Below are 14,776 nucleotides of genomic sequence, written 5' to 3'. Positions count from 1 at the left end.
TATTGCACACGGACATGGACGCACCATCAAACCTCGACTCGCTCGCCAGTTTCCTCGCGACGGTGGAGATATTGTCACCGCTTTCGCGCGATGAAATCGAGCAGTTGGCGCAACACGCGGAGTCGCGCCGCTACGGCTTCGGCGAAACCGTGTGCAATGCCGGCGACGTGGCTGATGGCCTCTATGTCGTACGGGCAGGCTCGGTGCGCATATTCACCGAGGAGCATGGCAAAGAAATCAGCATGGGCCTGAAGAAGGAGCGCGAGACTTTCGCCGATATCGCGATGCTGCGCGACTATCGGCATGAGTCGTCCGTGCGGTCATCGGGCAAGACCGAACTTTTGTACATTCCGCGTCGCGCGATCGAGCCCGTCATCGCGAAGAATCCCGCGGCGCTTGCGTTCGCGACCAGCTATGTCGCCATTGCTTCAGCAGGCGGTTTCGTCGCCAAGCTGTTCGACCTGCGCGGAAAGCTCGACAAGGCGGAACTGGAAGAATGCGTGAGAAGCGTCGGCGTCAAGCGTATCGGTGAAGGGAAGGAGATTCTCAGGCAGGACGCTCGCGACGACAGGCGCCTCTATGTCGTGCGCCAAGGCGAAGTGCGCATCGTGCGTGAGGAAGGCGGGCATCAGTACGTGCTGGCAACGCTCGGCCCCGGCGAAATTTTCGGCGAGAAAGCGTGCGTGATGCGTCAGGAGCAAATGGCCTCGGCCATTGCGAACGCCGATACGCGCCTACTCGTCATCCCCGAGAAGACAGTGCACTTCATCATCGAGCGCAACGTCAGGCTGCGCGAAGTGCTCGAAGAACGCATCCGCTTCAGCGAGCGCGAGTTACAGCGGCAAAAGAAGCTGGCCGAACGCCGAAGTCTTCCCGCGATGCTCGATCTGCACAGCAAGCCCGAACTCGGCGAACGGGTCATCAAACGCTTTGCATGGGTGCAGCAGGCCGAGGAAATGGATTGCGGGGCCGCGTGTCTTGCGATGATCTGCCGGCATTACGGCATCGGCATGACGCTCGGCAAGCTGCGCGAACTGGCTAACGTGACGACGCAAGGCGCGACGCTCGACAGTCTGGCGCGCGCGGGCGAGGCGCTCGGCTTCACCACGCGCGGCGTGCAGTGCACGTATGAATCGTTGCGCGGCTTCGAATTGCCGTTCATCGCGCACTGGGAGGGCTATCACTACATTATCGTCTACGGCATTTCGAAGGCGAACGTGTGGGTAGCGGACCCGGCGATAGGCTTCAAAAAGATGACCGTGGACGAGTTCGAACGCGGCTGGAGCGGTACGTGCCTGGTCTTTTCGCCAGCGCACGATATGGTGCAGAAGGCGGTATCCAGTTCGCCGTGGATACGATTCGTCGGATACATGAAACCGTACCGCACCATCCTGCTGCATCTCTTTCTCGCCACCTTCGTCATTCAGGTTCTGGGCGTGATTCCACCGCTCATCATCCAGAACATTCTGGACGGCGTGATCGTTCACCAGAATGTCGGATTGCTCCATGTGCTGATTGCCGGACTGATTATCTCGAACGTCTTCTCGCAACTCATGTCCACGATACGCGCGTATTTGGCGAACTTCATGATGCGCAACATGGATTTCGCGATGATGTCGCAGTTCTTCAAGCATACGTTCTCATTGCCGTTCAGCTTCTTCGCCAAACGCAAGACCGGAGACATCTTCGCGCGTTTTCAGGAGAATCACACCATCCGCGCGTTTCTGACTGAATCCACGGTCACGACAGTGCTGAACCTGTTGATGATCTTCATTTACTTCACCATCATGTTTCTCTACAACGTCAAGCTGACGTTGCTGCTGATCGCGTTCATTATTCCGCTGATGGCGCTGACCGTGCTCGCCACGCCTCGCATCAAGCAGAACGCGCGCGAGACATTTTCGTCGGGGACGGACGCGCGGTCGTACCTGATGGAAGCGCTGGGTGGCGCGGAGACAGTCAAGGGAATGGGCATCGAGCGGGCCGTTCGCCTGAAGTGGGAGAAGAAGTACGCCAAGTCACTCGAGATTCAATATAAGTCTCAACGCTTCAATATTGCGGTCGGCTTCTGTAGTCAATTGCTGAATGCCGCCACGACCATTGCAGTGCTATGGGCAGGGGCCAATCTGGTGCTCGCGCGCGAGTTGACCATCGGCCAGCTCATCGCGTTCAACGCATTCATGGGAAGCGTATTGTCCCCGCTCATGGGCCTCATCAATCTCTGGAGTCTGCTCAACGATGCCGGCGTCGCCATGGAGCGTCTCGGCGATGTGCTGGACATCGAGCCCGAGCAGAAGCCAGCGGACATGCAGCAACGCGTGATGCTGCCCGACCTTCAGGGCGACATCAAGTTCAACGGCGTCTACTTCCGCTACGGCGAGGGCGACGCGCCTTACGTGCTCGAAAACATCAGCTTCGATATCAAGCCGGGCGAACTCATTGCAGTGGTCGGACGCAGCGGATCGGGAAAGACGACGCTTGCGAAACTGCTCGTCGGCTTCTATGCGCCGACGGAAGGCAAGATGACCGTCGATGGCTACGACATCAATGTGATCGACAAAGGCTTTTATCGCGCGCAAATCGGTTATGTGATGCAAAGCAATTTGCTGTTCTCCGGGACCATCGCCGACAACATCGCAAGCGGCGACGAAGCGCCGGATCGCAAGCGCATCGAGGAAGTCGCGAAGATGGCGGACGCGCACGGTTTCATCAGCAAGATGCCGCTCGGCTATGAGCAGGTGGTCGGCGAACGCGGCGTGGGGCTATCGGGCGGTCAGATGCAACGTCTGTGCATTGCACGCGCGGTCTATCATGACCCGCGCCTGCTGGTATTCGACGAAGCGACCTCCGCGCTCGATACGCAATCCGAAAGCAATATCCTCGGCAACATGCAGGAGATTTTGAAAGGGCGAACGGCCGTCATCATCGCGCACCGCCTGTCGACCATCATGCGCGCCGACAAGATCCTCGTGCTCTACGAGGGCGGCATCGTGGAGCAGGGCAAGCATGATGAGCTAGTCGCGAGAAAAGGCATGTATTACCAACTCGTGCAGAAGCAATTGAGCGCAGCATGAAGATACTCGACCAACCGGAAAGCGACAGCAACGTACCTGCATCGGCTATTTCGTATGCGGGTCTCATCGAGAAGATCGAGATATTGCGCTCGACGCTGCGGTGGACCTCGCGCCTCGAGCGCCCCGAGATCGAGAAGCTGTTGCGACAGGCGAGCGCGCTGCGCGATGAGGTCATGCAGCTCTCGCACAAAGAGCGTTTCGTACAGGCTGCGGCGTCGGAGCCGAAGCGAGAGATGTCGCCGGGCGCCAGGCGACAGGCACTCCTGGAACGCAGCTTCGTCTTCGAAGGCACGTTCGGCGATAACCCGAAGCTGCTCGAGGCGCTGGAAATCGCGGAAAAAGCGGCGCCGACCGATCTGCCGGTGCTGATCGACGGTGAGAGCGGAACCGGTAAGGAACTGATGGCCAAGGTCATTCACGCGAACGGCTCGCGCGCGGACAAGCCGTACATTTCCGTGAACTGTGGCGCGATTCCGGAGAATCTCATCGAATCGGAACTATTCGGCCATCGCAAGGGCGCATTCACGGGCGCGACGAACGACCGCAAAGGAAAGTTCGAGAGCGCGCATACGGGGACAATCTTTCTCGACGAGATCGGTGAGTTGCCGCTGTCGGGCCAAGTCAAGTTACTGCGCGTGCTAGAGGCGCATGAGATACAGCGCGTCGGCTCTGACGAGCCTATTGCAGTCGACACGCGCATCGTCGCAGCGACGAATCGTAATCTGCGGCGCTGGTGCGAGGAAGGGCGGTTTCGCGAAGACTTGTTCTATCGCTTGAGTGTCATTCATTTGACGCTGCCGCCATTGCGTGAACGGCGCGATGAAATTCCGCTGCTGCTCGCGTATTTCGGCGACGAAGCGGCGGCTGCGCTCAAGCGCCGTCCGGTGAAAATATCGCCGCGCCTGCGGGATTTCCTGCGCAGTTATGACTACCCCGGCAACATCCGCGAGTTGCGCAACATGGTGTATCGGCTTGCTTGCCTCGCAGGCGACATGGCGGATATCGAACATCTGCCGGTGGACATACGCCCGAAGTCATCGCTCGCCATTGCGATGGGAGCGCCTTCGGCAAGCGGCGAAGGTGTCGCCATGGCCGGCTCGCTGAGCGAAGCGAAGCGTGTAGCCAGCGACGAAGCAGAGCGCGCGTTTCTCGAACGCGGCTTGCAGGAAGTCGGCGGCACGGTAGCGGAACTTGCGCGGCGATACGACATGAACCGCTCTCACTTGCAAATGCTTCTGAAGAAGCACGGGCTTCATTCGAAAGACTTCAGGCTCGCAGCGCAACGAAACAAGCAGTGAGCAAGCGTGGTTCACAGAGTGGGATTCACTTGCGTTCTGTCCGATCCAAGCACGTCTTCGGCGTGAGCGACGACGAGTGAAATGTTATCTCGTCCACCGCGCTCCAGCGCCATTTCCAGCAGCCGCTGCGCCGCCGCCTCGCAATTGCCCGGCGCCAGTTCGCTCGCCATTTCGGCTTCGGTCACTTCGTTGGACAAGCCATCGCTGCATAGCAGGAACGTATCGCCGTCGGCGAGCGTAACGCTGCTTTCGTCGAGTTCCAGTGTGTCGAGCGCGCCTACGGCACGCGTAATGAGATGCTGCGCGGGATGATGCAATGCTTCTTCCGCCGTCAATTGGCCGCGTGCCTTGAGTTCTTCGACATGACTGTGATCGCGCGTCAACTGTGCGAGGCGGCCGTTGCGGAATAGATAGATGCGGCTATCGCCAGCCCAGAGATATGCGCACGCGCCGCCGCGCGCGGCGAGCAATACTACCGTACTGCCTATGCGCGATACCTGTCGCCGTGCTGCCTCTGCACGCAGTTCATCGTTCACTCGCAGAAGCCGATCTCGTGCTTCTGCGATGACGTTCCCCAGTGCGCCGCCTGTCGATAAGCCGGTAAGGCGCTCGATCACCATGCGGCTTGCGAGATCGCCCACTGCATGTCCGCCCATGCCGTCGGCCACGGCCCATAGACCCTGCTCGGGCGAGTTGAGCACCGCGTCTTCGTTGACTAAGCGGACGCACCCCACGTCCGAGCGCGCGGCGGATGTCCATCCGAACTCTGTTGAGAAAGTCACGCGAGTCTCCTTGAACGGACGCTAAAGCAGTGCAATCTTGCTGCGCGCGACCTCAGCCTGCACGGTTCGCCGATATCGCATTGGGCGTCACCGTGAGATTCGCTCCATCGCCGGAATTGCGCACGTCGACGGACTGGAACTGGTTGATCATCTGGCCGGCCGTGAAGTTGTTCGTAATCTCGAAGACGTTGACAACGCCGCCGATGTTCGCGTGACGGTCCGCTATGAACGGCGTGATCCAGCCGTAGACCCATGGCGCGCCGCCTCCTCCGGCAATCGCGGACATTGCCGTGCGGTCGAGCCGGCGGTCGAAGGCGAGATCGGTGATGGTGAGCGTGGCCATTGTGCCTCTCCAGGCTGTGTCATAGGAACGCACGAAGTCAATGCAAGGCCCGTGCCGATTCCGTGCGCCTCGCGAGCGGTCTGATCGACGGACTTCCGCGCTCTTACCCGAGCGAGGATGTTAGCGGCCTAACAACATTGTCTGCCGAAGAGAACGCTAGAGACCGACACCGCCTTTAAGCCCGAACTGACGCTAGACACCCAACGAAACAGGCCGTAGAGCGTTGGCCCAGCCTCAACACATCGGGCTAGCCGAAGCATCGCATGCTTCGCTGAAGCCCGCAAATCAAGGCTCCGCAACGACTGGCAAGAAAGCTGCAAACGACATGGCAAACGGGCGCGAAACGAACACATCGCGCCGAGCCTGCGAAAGATGGAGCGAGCCATGTCAATCACGTCAACGTCGATCAGGACCAATCAGGCGCCCGTATCGCGCGTGCTTGCGTTCGATGACGAACCGCCGGTCGGCAGCGAACTGATCACGCGCCGCTGCGGCTATGAACACCACGGCATCTATGCGGGTAACGGCAAGGTCATTCACTATGCGGGCTTCGCCAAGTCATTGCACCGCGGTCCCGTCGAAGAGGTGAGTGTCGCGCAGTTCGCAGACGGCTACGGCGTGATCGTTCGTCAACATGCTTCAGCGTACTTCGTCGGCGTCGAAGCAGTGCGTCGCGCGCGCAGCCGTCTTGGCGAGAACCGCTATCGCCTTCTGACCAACAACTGCGAGCACTTCGTCTCGTGGTGCCTGTTCGGTGAGGCGCGCAGCACGCAAGTGCGCGCCTGCCTCGTTCATCCTCGCGTCGCCATTCACGCGGTGAGAGGGCTCGTGCGAGCCTATGTCGCCGCGCAGCGTCGCCGTCGCGCGAATTCACTGCCTGCCTGCGCCACGGATTGCGCCGCACTGGCCATCTAAGGGAGACCATCATGCAAACTTCGGCAAACTCACTGCATAGCGCCGTCGACAAATGGCTCGCGCCGACGGTCGCTCATCCCGCGCGCGTCGCGCAACTGTGCCGCTCGCACGTCACGGGCATGCGCTATGTGCGCATCGAGGGCTGGCATGGCGGGGCGCTGATCGACATCATTTTTTTTCGTCACGACGACGGCACATGGAACGTCTTTCCGCCTCAGGCACGCCGTCCCTCGATGAATGCCCAGCGGCTTGCAGCTTGAGCCGAACAATGCCTCGCTTTGACACGGGCGACGTGCTGCCGCTACGCTTGGCACGACCGCCCGCGTCCGTTGTGGCGTACGATGGGGCAGTCATGGTACTTTTTACGTCCGTGAACCAACTCGTACATTTTTCGAGGTATTGTCGATGACCCAGCCGCAATCCGCTGACCTTTCCACGGCCGCCGGCGCGATCCCCGATTCCGAAGCCGGGAACAACCCGCTCGGCATTGCGGGGCTGGAGTTCGTGGAGTTCTCGAGCCCGGATCCACAAGGCCTTGCGGAGCTGTTCGAACGGCTAGGCTTCGTGCCGGTGGCGCAGCACGTCAGCAAGGCGGTGACGCTCTATCGTCAGGCCAGCATGAATTTCCTGCTCAACGCCGAGCCCGATTCCTTCGCCACGCGTTTCGCAGAGACGCATGGCGTGGGCATCGCGGCCATCGGCATTCGCGTCCTGAACGCGCAAATCGCTCATGAACGCGCGGTGGACTACGGCGCGTGGGACTTCGAGGGCGAGAAGATCGGCCCTAACGAACTCGCCATTCCCGCTATTCAGGGTATCGGCGATTCGCATATCTATTTCGTCGATCACTGGCCCGGCAAGAACAGCGGCGAAGCCTCGATCTACGACATCGACTTTCGGCCGCTCGATCATGAGCCGACTGGACTCGGCGGTACGGGCCTGCTCGAAGTCGATCACTTCACGCAAACCGTCGGCGCGGGCCGCATTCAGGAGTGGCTCGATTTCTACCGGGAAGTCCTGCATTTCGAAGAGATTCACGAGGTGCATCCGGACTGGCACGTGTCGCAAGATTCCGCTGTCACGGTCTCACCGTGCGGTTCTATTCGCATTCCCGTGTATGAAGAGGGCGCGTATCGCACGGATCTCATGCAGCAGTATCTACCGGACCACGAAGGCGAGGGCGTGCAGCATATCGCGCTTGCGTCATCGGACATCTTTGCTTCTGTCGATGCGCTGCGCGCACGCGGAGTGCGCTTTCTCACGCCCCCGCCGCGCTATTACGACGAGATCGACACGCGTTTGCCAGGACATGGCCTCGATATCGAGCAACTGCGTACACGCGGCATTCTCGTCGACGGGGAAATACTTCCGGACGGCACGCCGCAACTCTTTCTTCAAACGTTTCTCGAACGGCGGCCCGGCGACATGTTCTTCGAGATCGTCGAGAGACGCGGGCATCATGGCTTCGGCGAAGGCAATCTTGATGCGATAGCAAAGGCGCAACGCTGACAGCGCGCGCCTTTGCCATCATTGCATCACCGCACGACGATCGTTCCCGTCATATGCGGATGCAACGAGCAGAAGTACTTGTACGTGCCCGGCCGATCGAACACATGCGAGAAGGTGTCGCCGCTATCGAGCGGGTCCGATTTGAACGACTTCGTTTCATCCACGACGGTATGCAGCATGTCGTCGCGATTGATCCACGTCACCTTCGTACCGGCCGGGACCGTGAGCGTCGGCTGGCTGAACGAGAAGTTGTCGATGGTGATGGTCGGCGCCGCTACCGCTGCGACTTGTTGCGCTGGCTCTTCGGCGCAAGCCGAGGGCATCAGGCCGAAGAGTCCCTTGACGATGATCGCGACGGCTAGCTGACGCACGCATCGTCCTGCGAAAGAGGCATTCATGCGCGTGCTCCTTCGAGTGACGTATCGACGATGGCCAACTGTTCGCGTCCCGGTATATGCGTGACGGCTCGCAGGCCCAGCATGGACCGCAACTGTTCTGCGCCGACTTTCATGGGTCCGGGGCCGGCTGCCGAACCGGGCGCAGGCTGAGGAAACGCAGTCGACATCGCGGAATAGAATCGCATGTCGCCTTCTACTTTTTGCGCGACCTGATGAACGTGTCCGTTCAACACAGTCACGGAACCGAAGCGCTTCAGAAGCGCGAGCGCCTGCGCGCTGTCGTCGGTGCCCCAGCCCCATTGCGGGTAGAGCGCCCAAAGCGGAATATGCGCGAAGACGACAATCGGCGTGCTGCTGCTTCGTGCCTGCAGGTCCTGTTTGAGCCACGCGAGTTGCGCGTCGCCGAGAAAGCCGAGGCCGCCGCCCTTCAGGTCGAGCACATTCGTCAGGCCGATGAAATGCACACCGCCCTCATCGAAGCTGTACCAGTGACGCGCGCCGCCTTTGCCATACTGGTCCGCGAAGCCCGCAAAAAACGGATCGCCGTTTTCGACGAGCACGTCGTGCTCGCCGGGCACGTAATGGACCGGCATGCCGGCATCGTTGATGATCTGCGTGGCCGTGTCGAATTGAGCGGGCTTCGACAGGTGCGTGATATCGCCTGTGTGGATCATGAATGCGGGACGCTGCGGCATCGCGCGGATATGACTGATGGCTTCCTGAAGCGTGCCTGTCGGCTCCGTATTCGGATCTTTGTTGAATCCGATATGACTATCGCTGATTTGCACGAAACTGAAAGCGCGCGTGGTTTCGGCCGCATGAGCCGACGAAATGAGTTGCGAGCGCGGCACGCCGCCGCTGATCGTCCAGAGCACGCCCGCACCGGCCCACGCCATGCACGAGAGAGCGGTGCGCCGGCGTTTGCCGTGATCGTCGAGTTCGGACGGACAAGATAAGGGATTGAGTTCGGTTTGCACGGCGGCTCCTTGATGAAATGACGTATCCAGCGTCCATCGAACCGGCGTAGCACCTCCGATATTCCCGATAGATATTTTTTAGCCCTCGGTCGAAATACGAAGGAATAAATCGGCGAGACAAGCGGTAACAGCCAGTGTGGACGCAATCAATAGGTTCGAATCCGGTGGCTTTGGGAGATCCGCGCAATGTGGCCAAGCAGGTCGAAGGTAGACGAGTCTCCGCATGCGCGCTTCGAAGCGACGGTCATGCCGCACCTGGATGCCGCCTATAACCTTGCGCGCTGGCTCTCGGGCAGCCCGAGCGATGCCGATGACGTCGTGCAGGAAGCCTATCTGCGCGCGTTCCGTTTCTTCTCGGGTTTCGAAGACGGCGATGAGTCGAATGCGCGGGGATGGCTGCTCGCGATCGTGCGTAATACGTGGTTCACGGAGTGGCGGCGTCGCGTGCAGTTGGCGGACGCGACGCCATATGACGAGGAGATCGCGGGCGACCAGGCATTGCCGGGATGGTCTGACGATGCCGGCGTGAGTCCGGAAACGCTCGCGGTGCGCAAGGACGAGGTGCAACTGGTGCATCGCGCACTGGAGTCACTGCCGCTCGTCTTTCGGGAGGTGCTGGTGCTGCGTGAGTTGGAAGACATGAGTTATAAGGAAGTGGCTGCCATTACGGGCGTGCCGATAGGAACCGTGATGTCGAGACTCGCGCGCGGCCGGAAGATGCTGGCGGCAGCCGTGCGCGCAGCTCAGGGCGACAGACCGAACGTGCGGCTCGTGCGCAAATCAGAACCGGGTCATTCCGAGGAATCGGGCAATGGACAATAACGAAACCGCCTCGCTCGAAACGAGGTTGACCGATGGCTCGCTCTATCACCACGCGCCGACGCACCTGCGAGCGCAAGTGCTGGCGCGCGTGCGGGACGAAGCGGCTCGCGAGGCACGCCGGCAATCGCCAACGCCTAACGCGCGCAATACATGGCGGCTGCCTTTTTCCGCGCCGTGGCCCTTCTTCGGCGGGGCATTCGCAGGCGCGACGCTATCGGCAGTCGTGCTGGGCGCCGTGCTGTGGATTCAGACCGCCGCCCGCATGCCGGCCGAACCGCCGATCGCGCAAGAGATCGTATCGAGCCATGTGCGGGCGCTCATGTCGGATCGTCCAATAGACGTTTTATCCAGCGATAAACATACGGTGAAGCCATGGTTCAACGGCCGCATCGACTATGCGCCGCCTGTCATCGACCCGGCAGGACCCGGCTATGCGCTGGTCGGCGGACGGCTCGACTACATCGGGCATCGCCCGGTGGCCGTGGTCGTTTATCGCTATCTGAAGCATCCGATCGACGTCTATGTGTTCCCCGAGAAAACATCGACAGGGGCGCAAAAGGACGCGAAGGCGGTCGTCACGCGCTCGGACGACGGCTATGCGCTTGCCCGCTGGAATCAGGACGGCATGACGTTCTGGGCCGTGACCGATGCGTCCGGCGCAGTGTTGCATCAATTCATACAGGCGATCGAGGCCGGCGCGCCTCGCTAAAGCACACAGCCCGGCACTTCTGGACGACGCGCATTTCGCGCTGCGCTCATTTGGTGTTACCTTGCCCGAAACGGACAAGGAGACGCCATGAATAACAGCAGCGCCCCGCCTCGTCACCACGCCTTTTCGTCATCGGCACGGCTTGTCGAGCGCGGCAAGATCGTATCGGCGCGCGAGGCCGTGCGCCTCATCCGGTCGGGCGACACGATCGCAACCAGCGGCTTCGTGGGCGTCGGCTTCGCGGAAGAAGTGGCGATGGCGCTCGAGGCGCGCTTTCTCGAAGGCAAGACAGCAGGCGACGCTGAAGCAGACGAGCCGATCGCGGATCTCACCATCGTCTATGCCGCCGGCCAGGGCGATGGGCGTGCGAAAGGCCTCAATCATTTCGCGCATGAAGGGCTCGTCAAGCGCGTCATCGGCGGCCACTGGGGACTCGTTCCCGGCTTACAGAAGCTCGCCATCGAGAATCGCATCGAAGCGTATAACTTGCCGCAAGGCGTGATTTCGCAGCTGTTTCGCGATATCGCGGCGCATCGTCCCGGCCAGCTATCGACTGTCGGTCTCGGCACCTTCGTCGATCCGCGCAATGGCGGAGGAAAACTCAATGCCCGCACGACCGAGGATATCGTGCGTCTCATGCAGATAGACGGCACCGATTATCTGTATTACAAAGCCTTTCCCATCGACGTCGCAATCGTACGCGGGACGACGGCCGATCTGAACGGCAACATCACGATGGAGAAGGAAGCGCTGACACTGGAAGCACTCTCCATTGCAATGGCCGCGCGCAACTCAGGCGGCATCGTTATCGCGCAAGTGGAACGGCTCGCCGAGTCGAACACGCTCAACGCGCGGCAAGTGAAAGTGCCGGGCGTCATGGTGGATTGCGTCGTTGTCGCGCGCCCGGAGAATCACTGGCAGACCTTCGGCGAGCAATACAGCGCTGCGTTTTCCAGCGAGTTGCGAGTCGCCGCGGGTTCGCTGCCGCCCATGCCACTCAACGAACGCAAGGTGATCGCGCGTCGCGCCGCGTTCGAACTGATGGCCAATAGCGTGGTCAATCTCGGCATCGGCATGCCGGAAGGCATTGCAAGTGTGGCCAACGAAGAGCAGGTGATCGACCTCTTTACGATGACCACCGAACCGGGCGTGATAGGCGGCATCCCGGCTGGCGGCCTGAATTTCGGCGCGGCGACGAATACACAGGCGATCATCGACCAGCCTTACCAGTTCGACTTCTACGATGGCGGCGGGCTGGATATCGCCTTCCTCGGGCTTGCGCAAGCAGACCGCGAAGGCAATCTCAATGTGAGTAAGTTCGGACCGAAGCTCGCCGGCGCGGGCGGGTTCATCAACATTAGTCAGTCGGCCAAGAAGGTGGTTTTCGTCGGAACGTTCAATGCGGGCAAGCTCGATATCGTTATCGAAGACGGCAAGCTCATCATCCGCCGAGACGGAAATTGCCGCAAATTCGTGGATGCCGTCGAGCATCGCACGTTCAGCGGGCCCTATGCCGTGGAGCGCGGTCAGACGGTGATTTACATTACCGAACGCTGTGTGTTCGAACTGACTAGCGAGGGATTGGCGCTGAAGGAAGTGGCGCCCGGCATAGACGTCGAGCGCGATATCGTGGCTCAGATGGACTTTCGCCCCGTGATTCAGTCGCCTCCGAGCCTGATGAATCCGCGCATTTTCACTGACGAGCCGATGGGTCTGCGCAAGATACTTCTAGGCCTCGATCTTTCGGAGCGATTCAGCTACGACGCAGACAAGAACCTTTTCTTCATCAACTTCGAAGGCTTTGAGGTGGCGAGCCTGCACGACGTCGAAGCAATTCGCCTCGAAGTCGAGAAGCAACTCGCGGGCGTGAGCGTCAAGCCGCACGCTATCGTCAATTACGATAACTTCTCCATTCGCCCGAGCATGCTCGACGCTTATTCGGAGATGGTCACGCGGCTAGTCAGTCAGTTCTATGGCGGCGTAACGCGCTATACGACGAGCAGCTTCCTACGCATGAAACTCGGCGATGCGCTGAAACGCCGGGGCGTCGCGCCGTATATCTACGAAAGCCCGCAAGAAGCGCGCGAACATGGCACCCGGCGGCCTCGTCAACCTTAGCTTCTTGCTGTTTGAGCCGGAGGCGTTTGCTTGTCCACGCGCAAGCGGCTATGCCGTATGCCGTATGTGAAGTAAATGACGATGCCGATCGCCATCCATATGATGAGCCGTATCCAGGTATCGGCAGGCAAGCCGGACATGAGGAACACCGACGAGATTGCCCCTAACGGAGCCACGATGAACACGGCGGGCGTTTTGAAGGCCCGCTTCAGCTCGGGTTGCTTGATGCGCAACACCAGCACGCCGACGCAGACCACGGCGAATGCGAACAGCGTGCCGATGCTGACGAGTTCGCCTACGAGACCGATCGGAAGCAGCCCTGCGAGGACCATGACGATCAGGCCGGTAATGATCGTCGTGATGTACGGCGTATGGAAGCGCGCATGAATCTTCGAGGCGAAGGGCGGCAACAAGCCGTCGCGCGCCATCGAATAGAAAATACGCGGCTGGCTCAGCAGCAAGACGAGAATGACCGAAGTCAGGCCGAAGATCGCGCCCAGCTTCACGATGGGCGAGAGCCAGCGCATGCCGATGGCATCCACGCCGACTGCGATCGGGTCGGATACGTTGAGCTTGTCGTACGACACGATGCCCGTCAGCACGTACGAGACGAGGACATACAGAATCGTGCAGATGGTGAGCGAGCCGAGCAGGCCGATCGGCATGTCGCGGCGTGGATTGCGCGTCTCCTGCGCCACGCACGACACCGAATCGAAGCCGATATAAGCGAAGAAGACGACCGCTGCTCCTCGCAGAACGCCGCTCATGCCGTACACGCCGGATTCACCGGTATTGGGCGGAATGAATGCGCCCGTGGGATTCTTTGCGGTGACCCAATGACCCGTATCGACATACGCAATGCCTGCCGCGATGAACGCAAGCACGATGAGCACTTTGATAACGACGATGAAGCTGTTGACCCGCGCCGATTCGCGAATGCCTATCACCAGCAGGATGGTGATGAGCCCCACGATGACCATGGCCGGTACGTTGAGGATAGCGCCCGCGTGACTCCATCCCTTGGCGGGGTCATAGGCGAAGGGCGCTTGCGAAAGCTGCGCAGGAATATCGATATGCAGTGAATGCAGAAAGCTGACGACATAGCCCGACCAGCCGATCGCCACGGTCGTCGCGCCGACTGCATATTCCAGTATCAAGTCCCAGCCGATAAGCCATGCGATCAGTTCGCCCATCGTCGCATAAGCGTACGTATAAGCGCTTCCTGAGACCGGTACGGTCGAAGCCATTTCCGCATAACAAAGGCCGGCAAGCGCGCATACGATTGCGCCCAGCACGAACGATATGACGATGGCAGGGCCTGCATTTGAAGCCGCGGCGTGTCCGGTCAGCACGAAAATGCCCGCACCGATGATGCAGCCGATGCCGAGCATGGTCACATCGAGCGCGGTAAGCGAACGTTTCAACGCGTGGCCGCCTTGCTCCTGCAAAATCTCTTCCGTTTCCGATGCTTCTTTTTGCAGTGCAGCGACGGTCTTTCTCTGCATGACGGCCACGATCACCTCCGGTCCCTTGGCAGGACAGTTGCAGGGCGACGAGTCGACGCCGGCCTGGGTTGCAGTTTCGTAATAGCAGATTTTGCCGAGGAATACGAGAACGAAGCCGCGCATGCCCGAGCGCATAGGTCAAGAAACGCTCGGTCGCTTAAGCATTCCCTGTGCCGAAGACCGCATGCTCAGCGGGGTGATTCGTGGCGGTGGTCCGCTCTCGCGCGGAGCGGCACTATAATCGGCTTGTCGGTTTCGCTTTGACCAACGGGACCTGTTGCACGAAGGCGCAACGCTCTCTGATTATTCCTTGACGTGGAGATCAA

General features: G+C 60.3%; 13 protein-coding genes. 8 read left to right on the top strand and 5 right to left on the bottom strand.

Translation table 11 applies throughout. The annotated features are described in order from the left end of the window. Positions 1–14: 14 nt before the first annotated feature. Together NCR34_RS17685 and NCR34_RS17680 are read left to right on the top strand one after the other, a co-directional pair. Positions 15–3,074 carry a peptidase domain-containing ABC transporter gene (locus NCR34_RS17685; RefSeq protein ID WP_250500715.1) on the top strand — a complete coding sequence of 1,020 codons (3,060 nt, stop codon included), beginning with the start codon at positions 15–17 and terminating at the stop codon, positions 3,072–3,074. Next, the gene (locus NCR34_RS17680; RefSeq protein WP_250500714.1) at positions 3,071–4,372 is read left to right on the top strand and encodes a sigma-54 interaction domain-containing protein; all 1,302 of its coding nucleotides are present in this window, start codon (positions 3,071–3,073) and stop codon (positions 4,370–4,372) included. The genes NCR34_RS17685 and NCR34_RS17680 overlap by 4 nt, the downstream gene beginning before the upstream one ends. A gap of 11 nt (positions 4,373–4,383) precedes the next feature. Here NCR34_RS17680 and NCR34_RS17675 read toward each other — a convergent pair whose 3' ends face one another. Continuing rightward, entirely contained in the window at positions 4,384–5,154 is a 771-nt protein-coding gene (locus NCR34_RS17675) for a PP2C family protein-serine/threonine phosphatase (protein ID WP_206468316.1), read from the bottom strand. Between the two features lie 52 nt (positions 5,155–5,206). After that, positions 5,207–5,497, bottom strand: coding sequence for a hypothetical protein (locus NCR34_RS17670; RefSeq protein WP_250500713.1), 291 nt, complete (start codon positions 5,495–5,497; stop codon positions 5,207–5,209). Positions 5,498–5,881: 384 nt separating this feature from the next. Between NCR34_RS17670 and NCR34_RS17665 the strand changes: the two genes are divergently transcribed. From NCR34_RS17665 to NCR34_RS17655, 3 genes are all read left to right on the top strand, one after another. Then, positions 5,882–6,412, top strand: coding sequence for a lecithin retinol acyltransferase family protein (locus tag NCR34_RS17665; RefSeq protein WP_250500712.1), 531 nt, complete (start codon positions 5,882–5,884; stop codon positions 6,410–6,412). Between the two features lie 11 nt (positions 6,413–6,423). Next, positions 6,424–6,672: a hypothetical protein gene (locus tag NCR34_RS17660; RefSeq protein WP_248322389.1), complete on the top strand. Its 249-nt coding sequence runs from the start codon at positions 6,424–6,426 to the stop codon at positions 6,670–6,672. A 145-nt stretch (positions 6,673–6,817) separates the two neighbouring features. After that, on the top strand, positions 6,818–7,921 hold the full coding sequence (locus NCR34_RS17655; protein ID WP_250500711.1) for a 4-hydroxyphenylpyruvate dioxygenase family protein: 1,104 nt from the start codon (positions 6,818–6,820) through the stop codon (positions 7,919–7,921). Positions 7,922–7,947: 26 nt separating this feature from the next. Here the strand turns inward: NCR34_RS17655 and NCR34_RS17650 are convergent, their stop codons facing one another. Together NCR34_RS17650 and NCR34_RS17645 are read right to left on the bottom strand one after the other, a co-directional pair. Next, on the bottom strand, positions 7,948–8,319 hold the full coding sequence (locus tag NCR34_RS17650) for a cupredoxin domain-containing protein (protein WP_250500710.1): 372 nt from the start codon (positions 8,317–8,319) through the stop codon (positions 7,948–7,950). Continuing rightward, positions 8,316–9,215, bottom strand: a complete 900-nt coding sequence (locus tag NCR34_RS17645; protein WP_250500745.1) for a metallophosphoesterase family protein — start codon at positions 9,213–9,215, stop codon at positions 8,316–8,318. The genes NCR34_RS17650 and NCR34_RS17645 overlap by 4 nt, the downstream gene beginning before the upstream one ends. Before the next feature lie 267 nt (positions 9,216–9,482). Between NCR34_RS17645 and NCR34_RS17640 the strand changes: the two genes are divergently transcribed. The 3 genes from NCR34_RS17640 to NCR34_RS17630 all read left to right on the top strand — a co-directional run bounded on the left by NCR34_RS17640 (position 9,483) and on the right by NCR34_RS17630 (position 12,945). Next, entirely contained in the window at positions 9,483–10,118 is a 636-nt protein-coding gene (locus tag NCR34_RS17640) for an RNA polymerase sigma factor (RefSeq protein ID WP_206468310.1), read from the top strand. Beyond that, positions 10,108–10,827, top strand: a complete 720-nt coding sequence (locus NCR34_RS17635) for an anti-sigma factor (protein ID WP_250500709.1) — start codon at positions 10,108–10,110, stop codon at positions 10,825–10,827. The genes NCR34_RS17640 and NCR34_RS17635 overlap by 11 nt, the downstream gene beginning before the upstream one ends. Positions 10,828–10,914: 87 nt before the next feature. Further along, positions 10,915–12,945: an acyl CoA:acetate/3-ketoacid CoA transferase gene (locus tag NCR34_RS17630; protein WP_250500708.1), complete on the top strand. Its 2,031-nt coding sequence runs from the start codon at positions 10,915–10,917 to the stop codon at positions 12,943–12,945. On the opposite strand, the gene NCR34_RS17625 is transcribed toward NCR34_RS17630, so the two are convergent. Further along, positions 12,942–14,450 carry an amino acid permease gene (locus tag NCR34_RS17625; protein WP_250500707.1) on the bottom strand — a complete coding sequence of 503 codons (1,509 nt, stop codon included), beginning with the start codon at positions 14,448–14,450 and terminating at the stop codon, positions 12,942–12,944. The two genes, NCR34_RS17630 and NCR34_RS17625, sit on opposite strands and share 4 nt — an antisense overlap. Positions 14,451–14,776 lie beyond the last annotated feature (326 nt).

This window comes from Caballeronia sp. GAWG1-5s-s, assembly GCF_023631445.1.
Lineage (GTDB): Bacteria > Pseudomonadota > Gammaproteobacteria > Burkholderiales > Burkholderiaceae > Caballeronia.
This window is presented reverse-complemented; position numbering and strand designations above follow the sequence as displayed.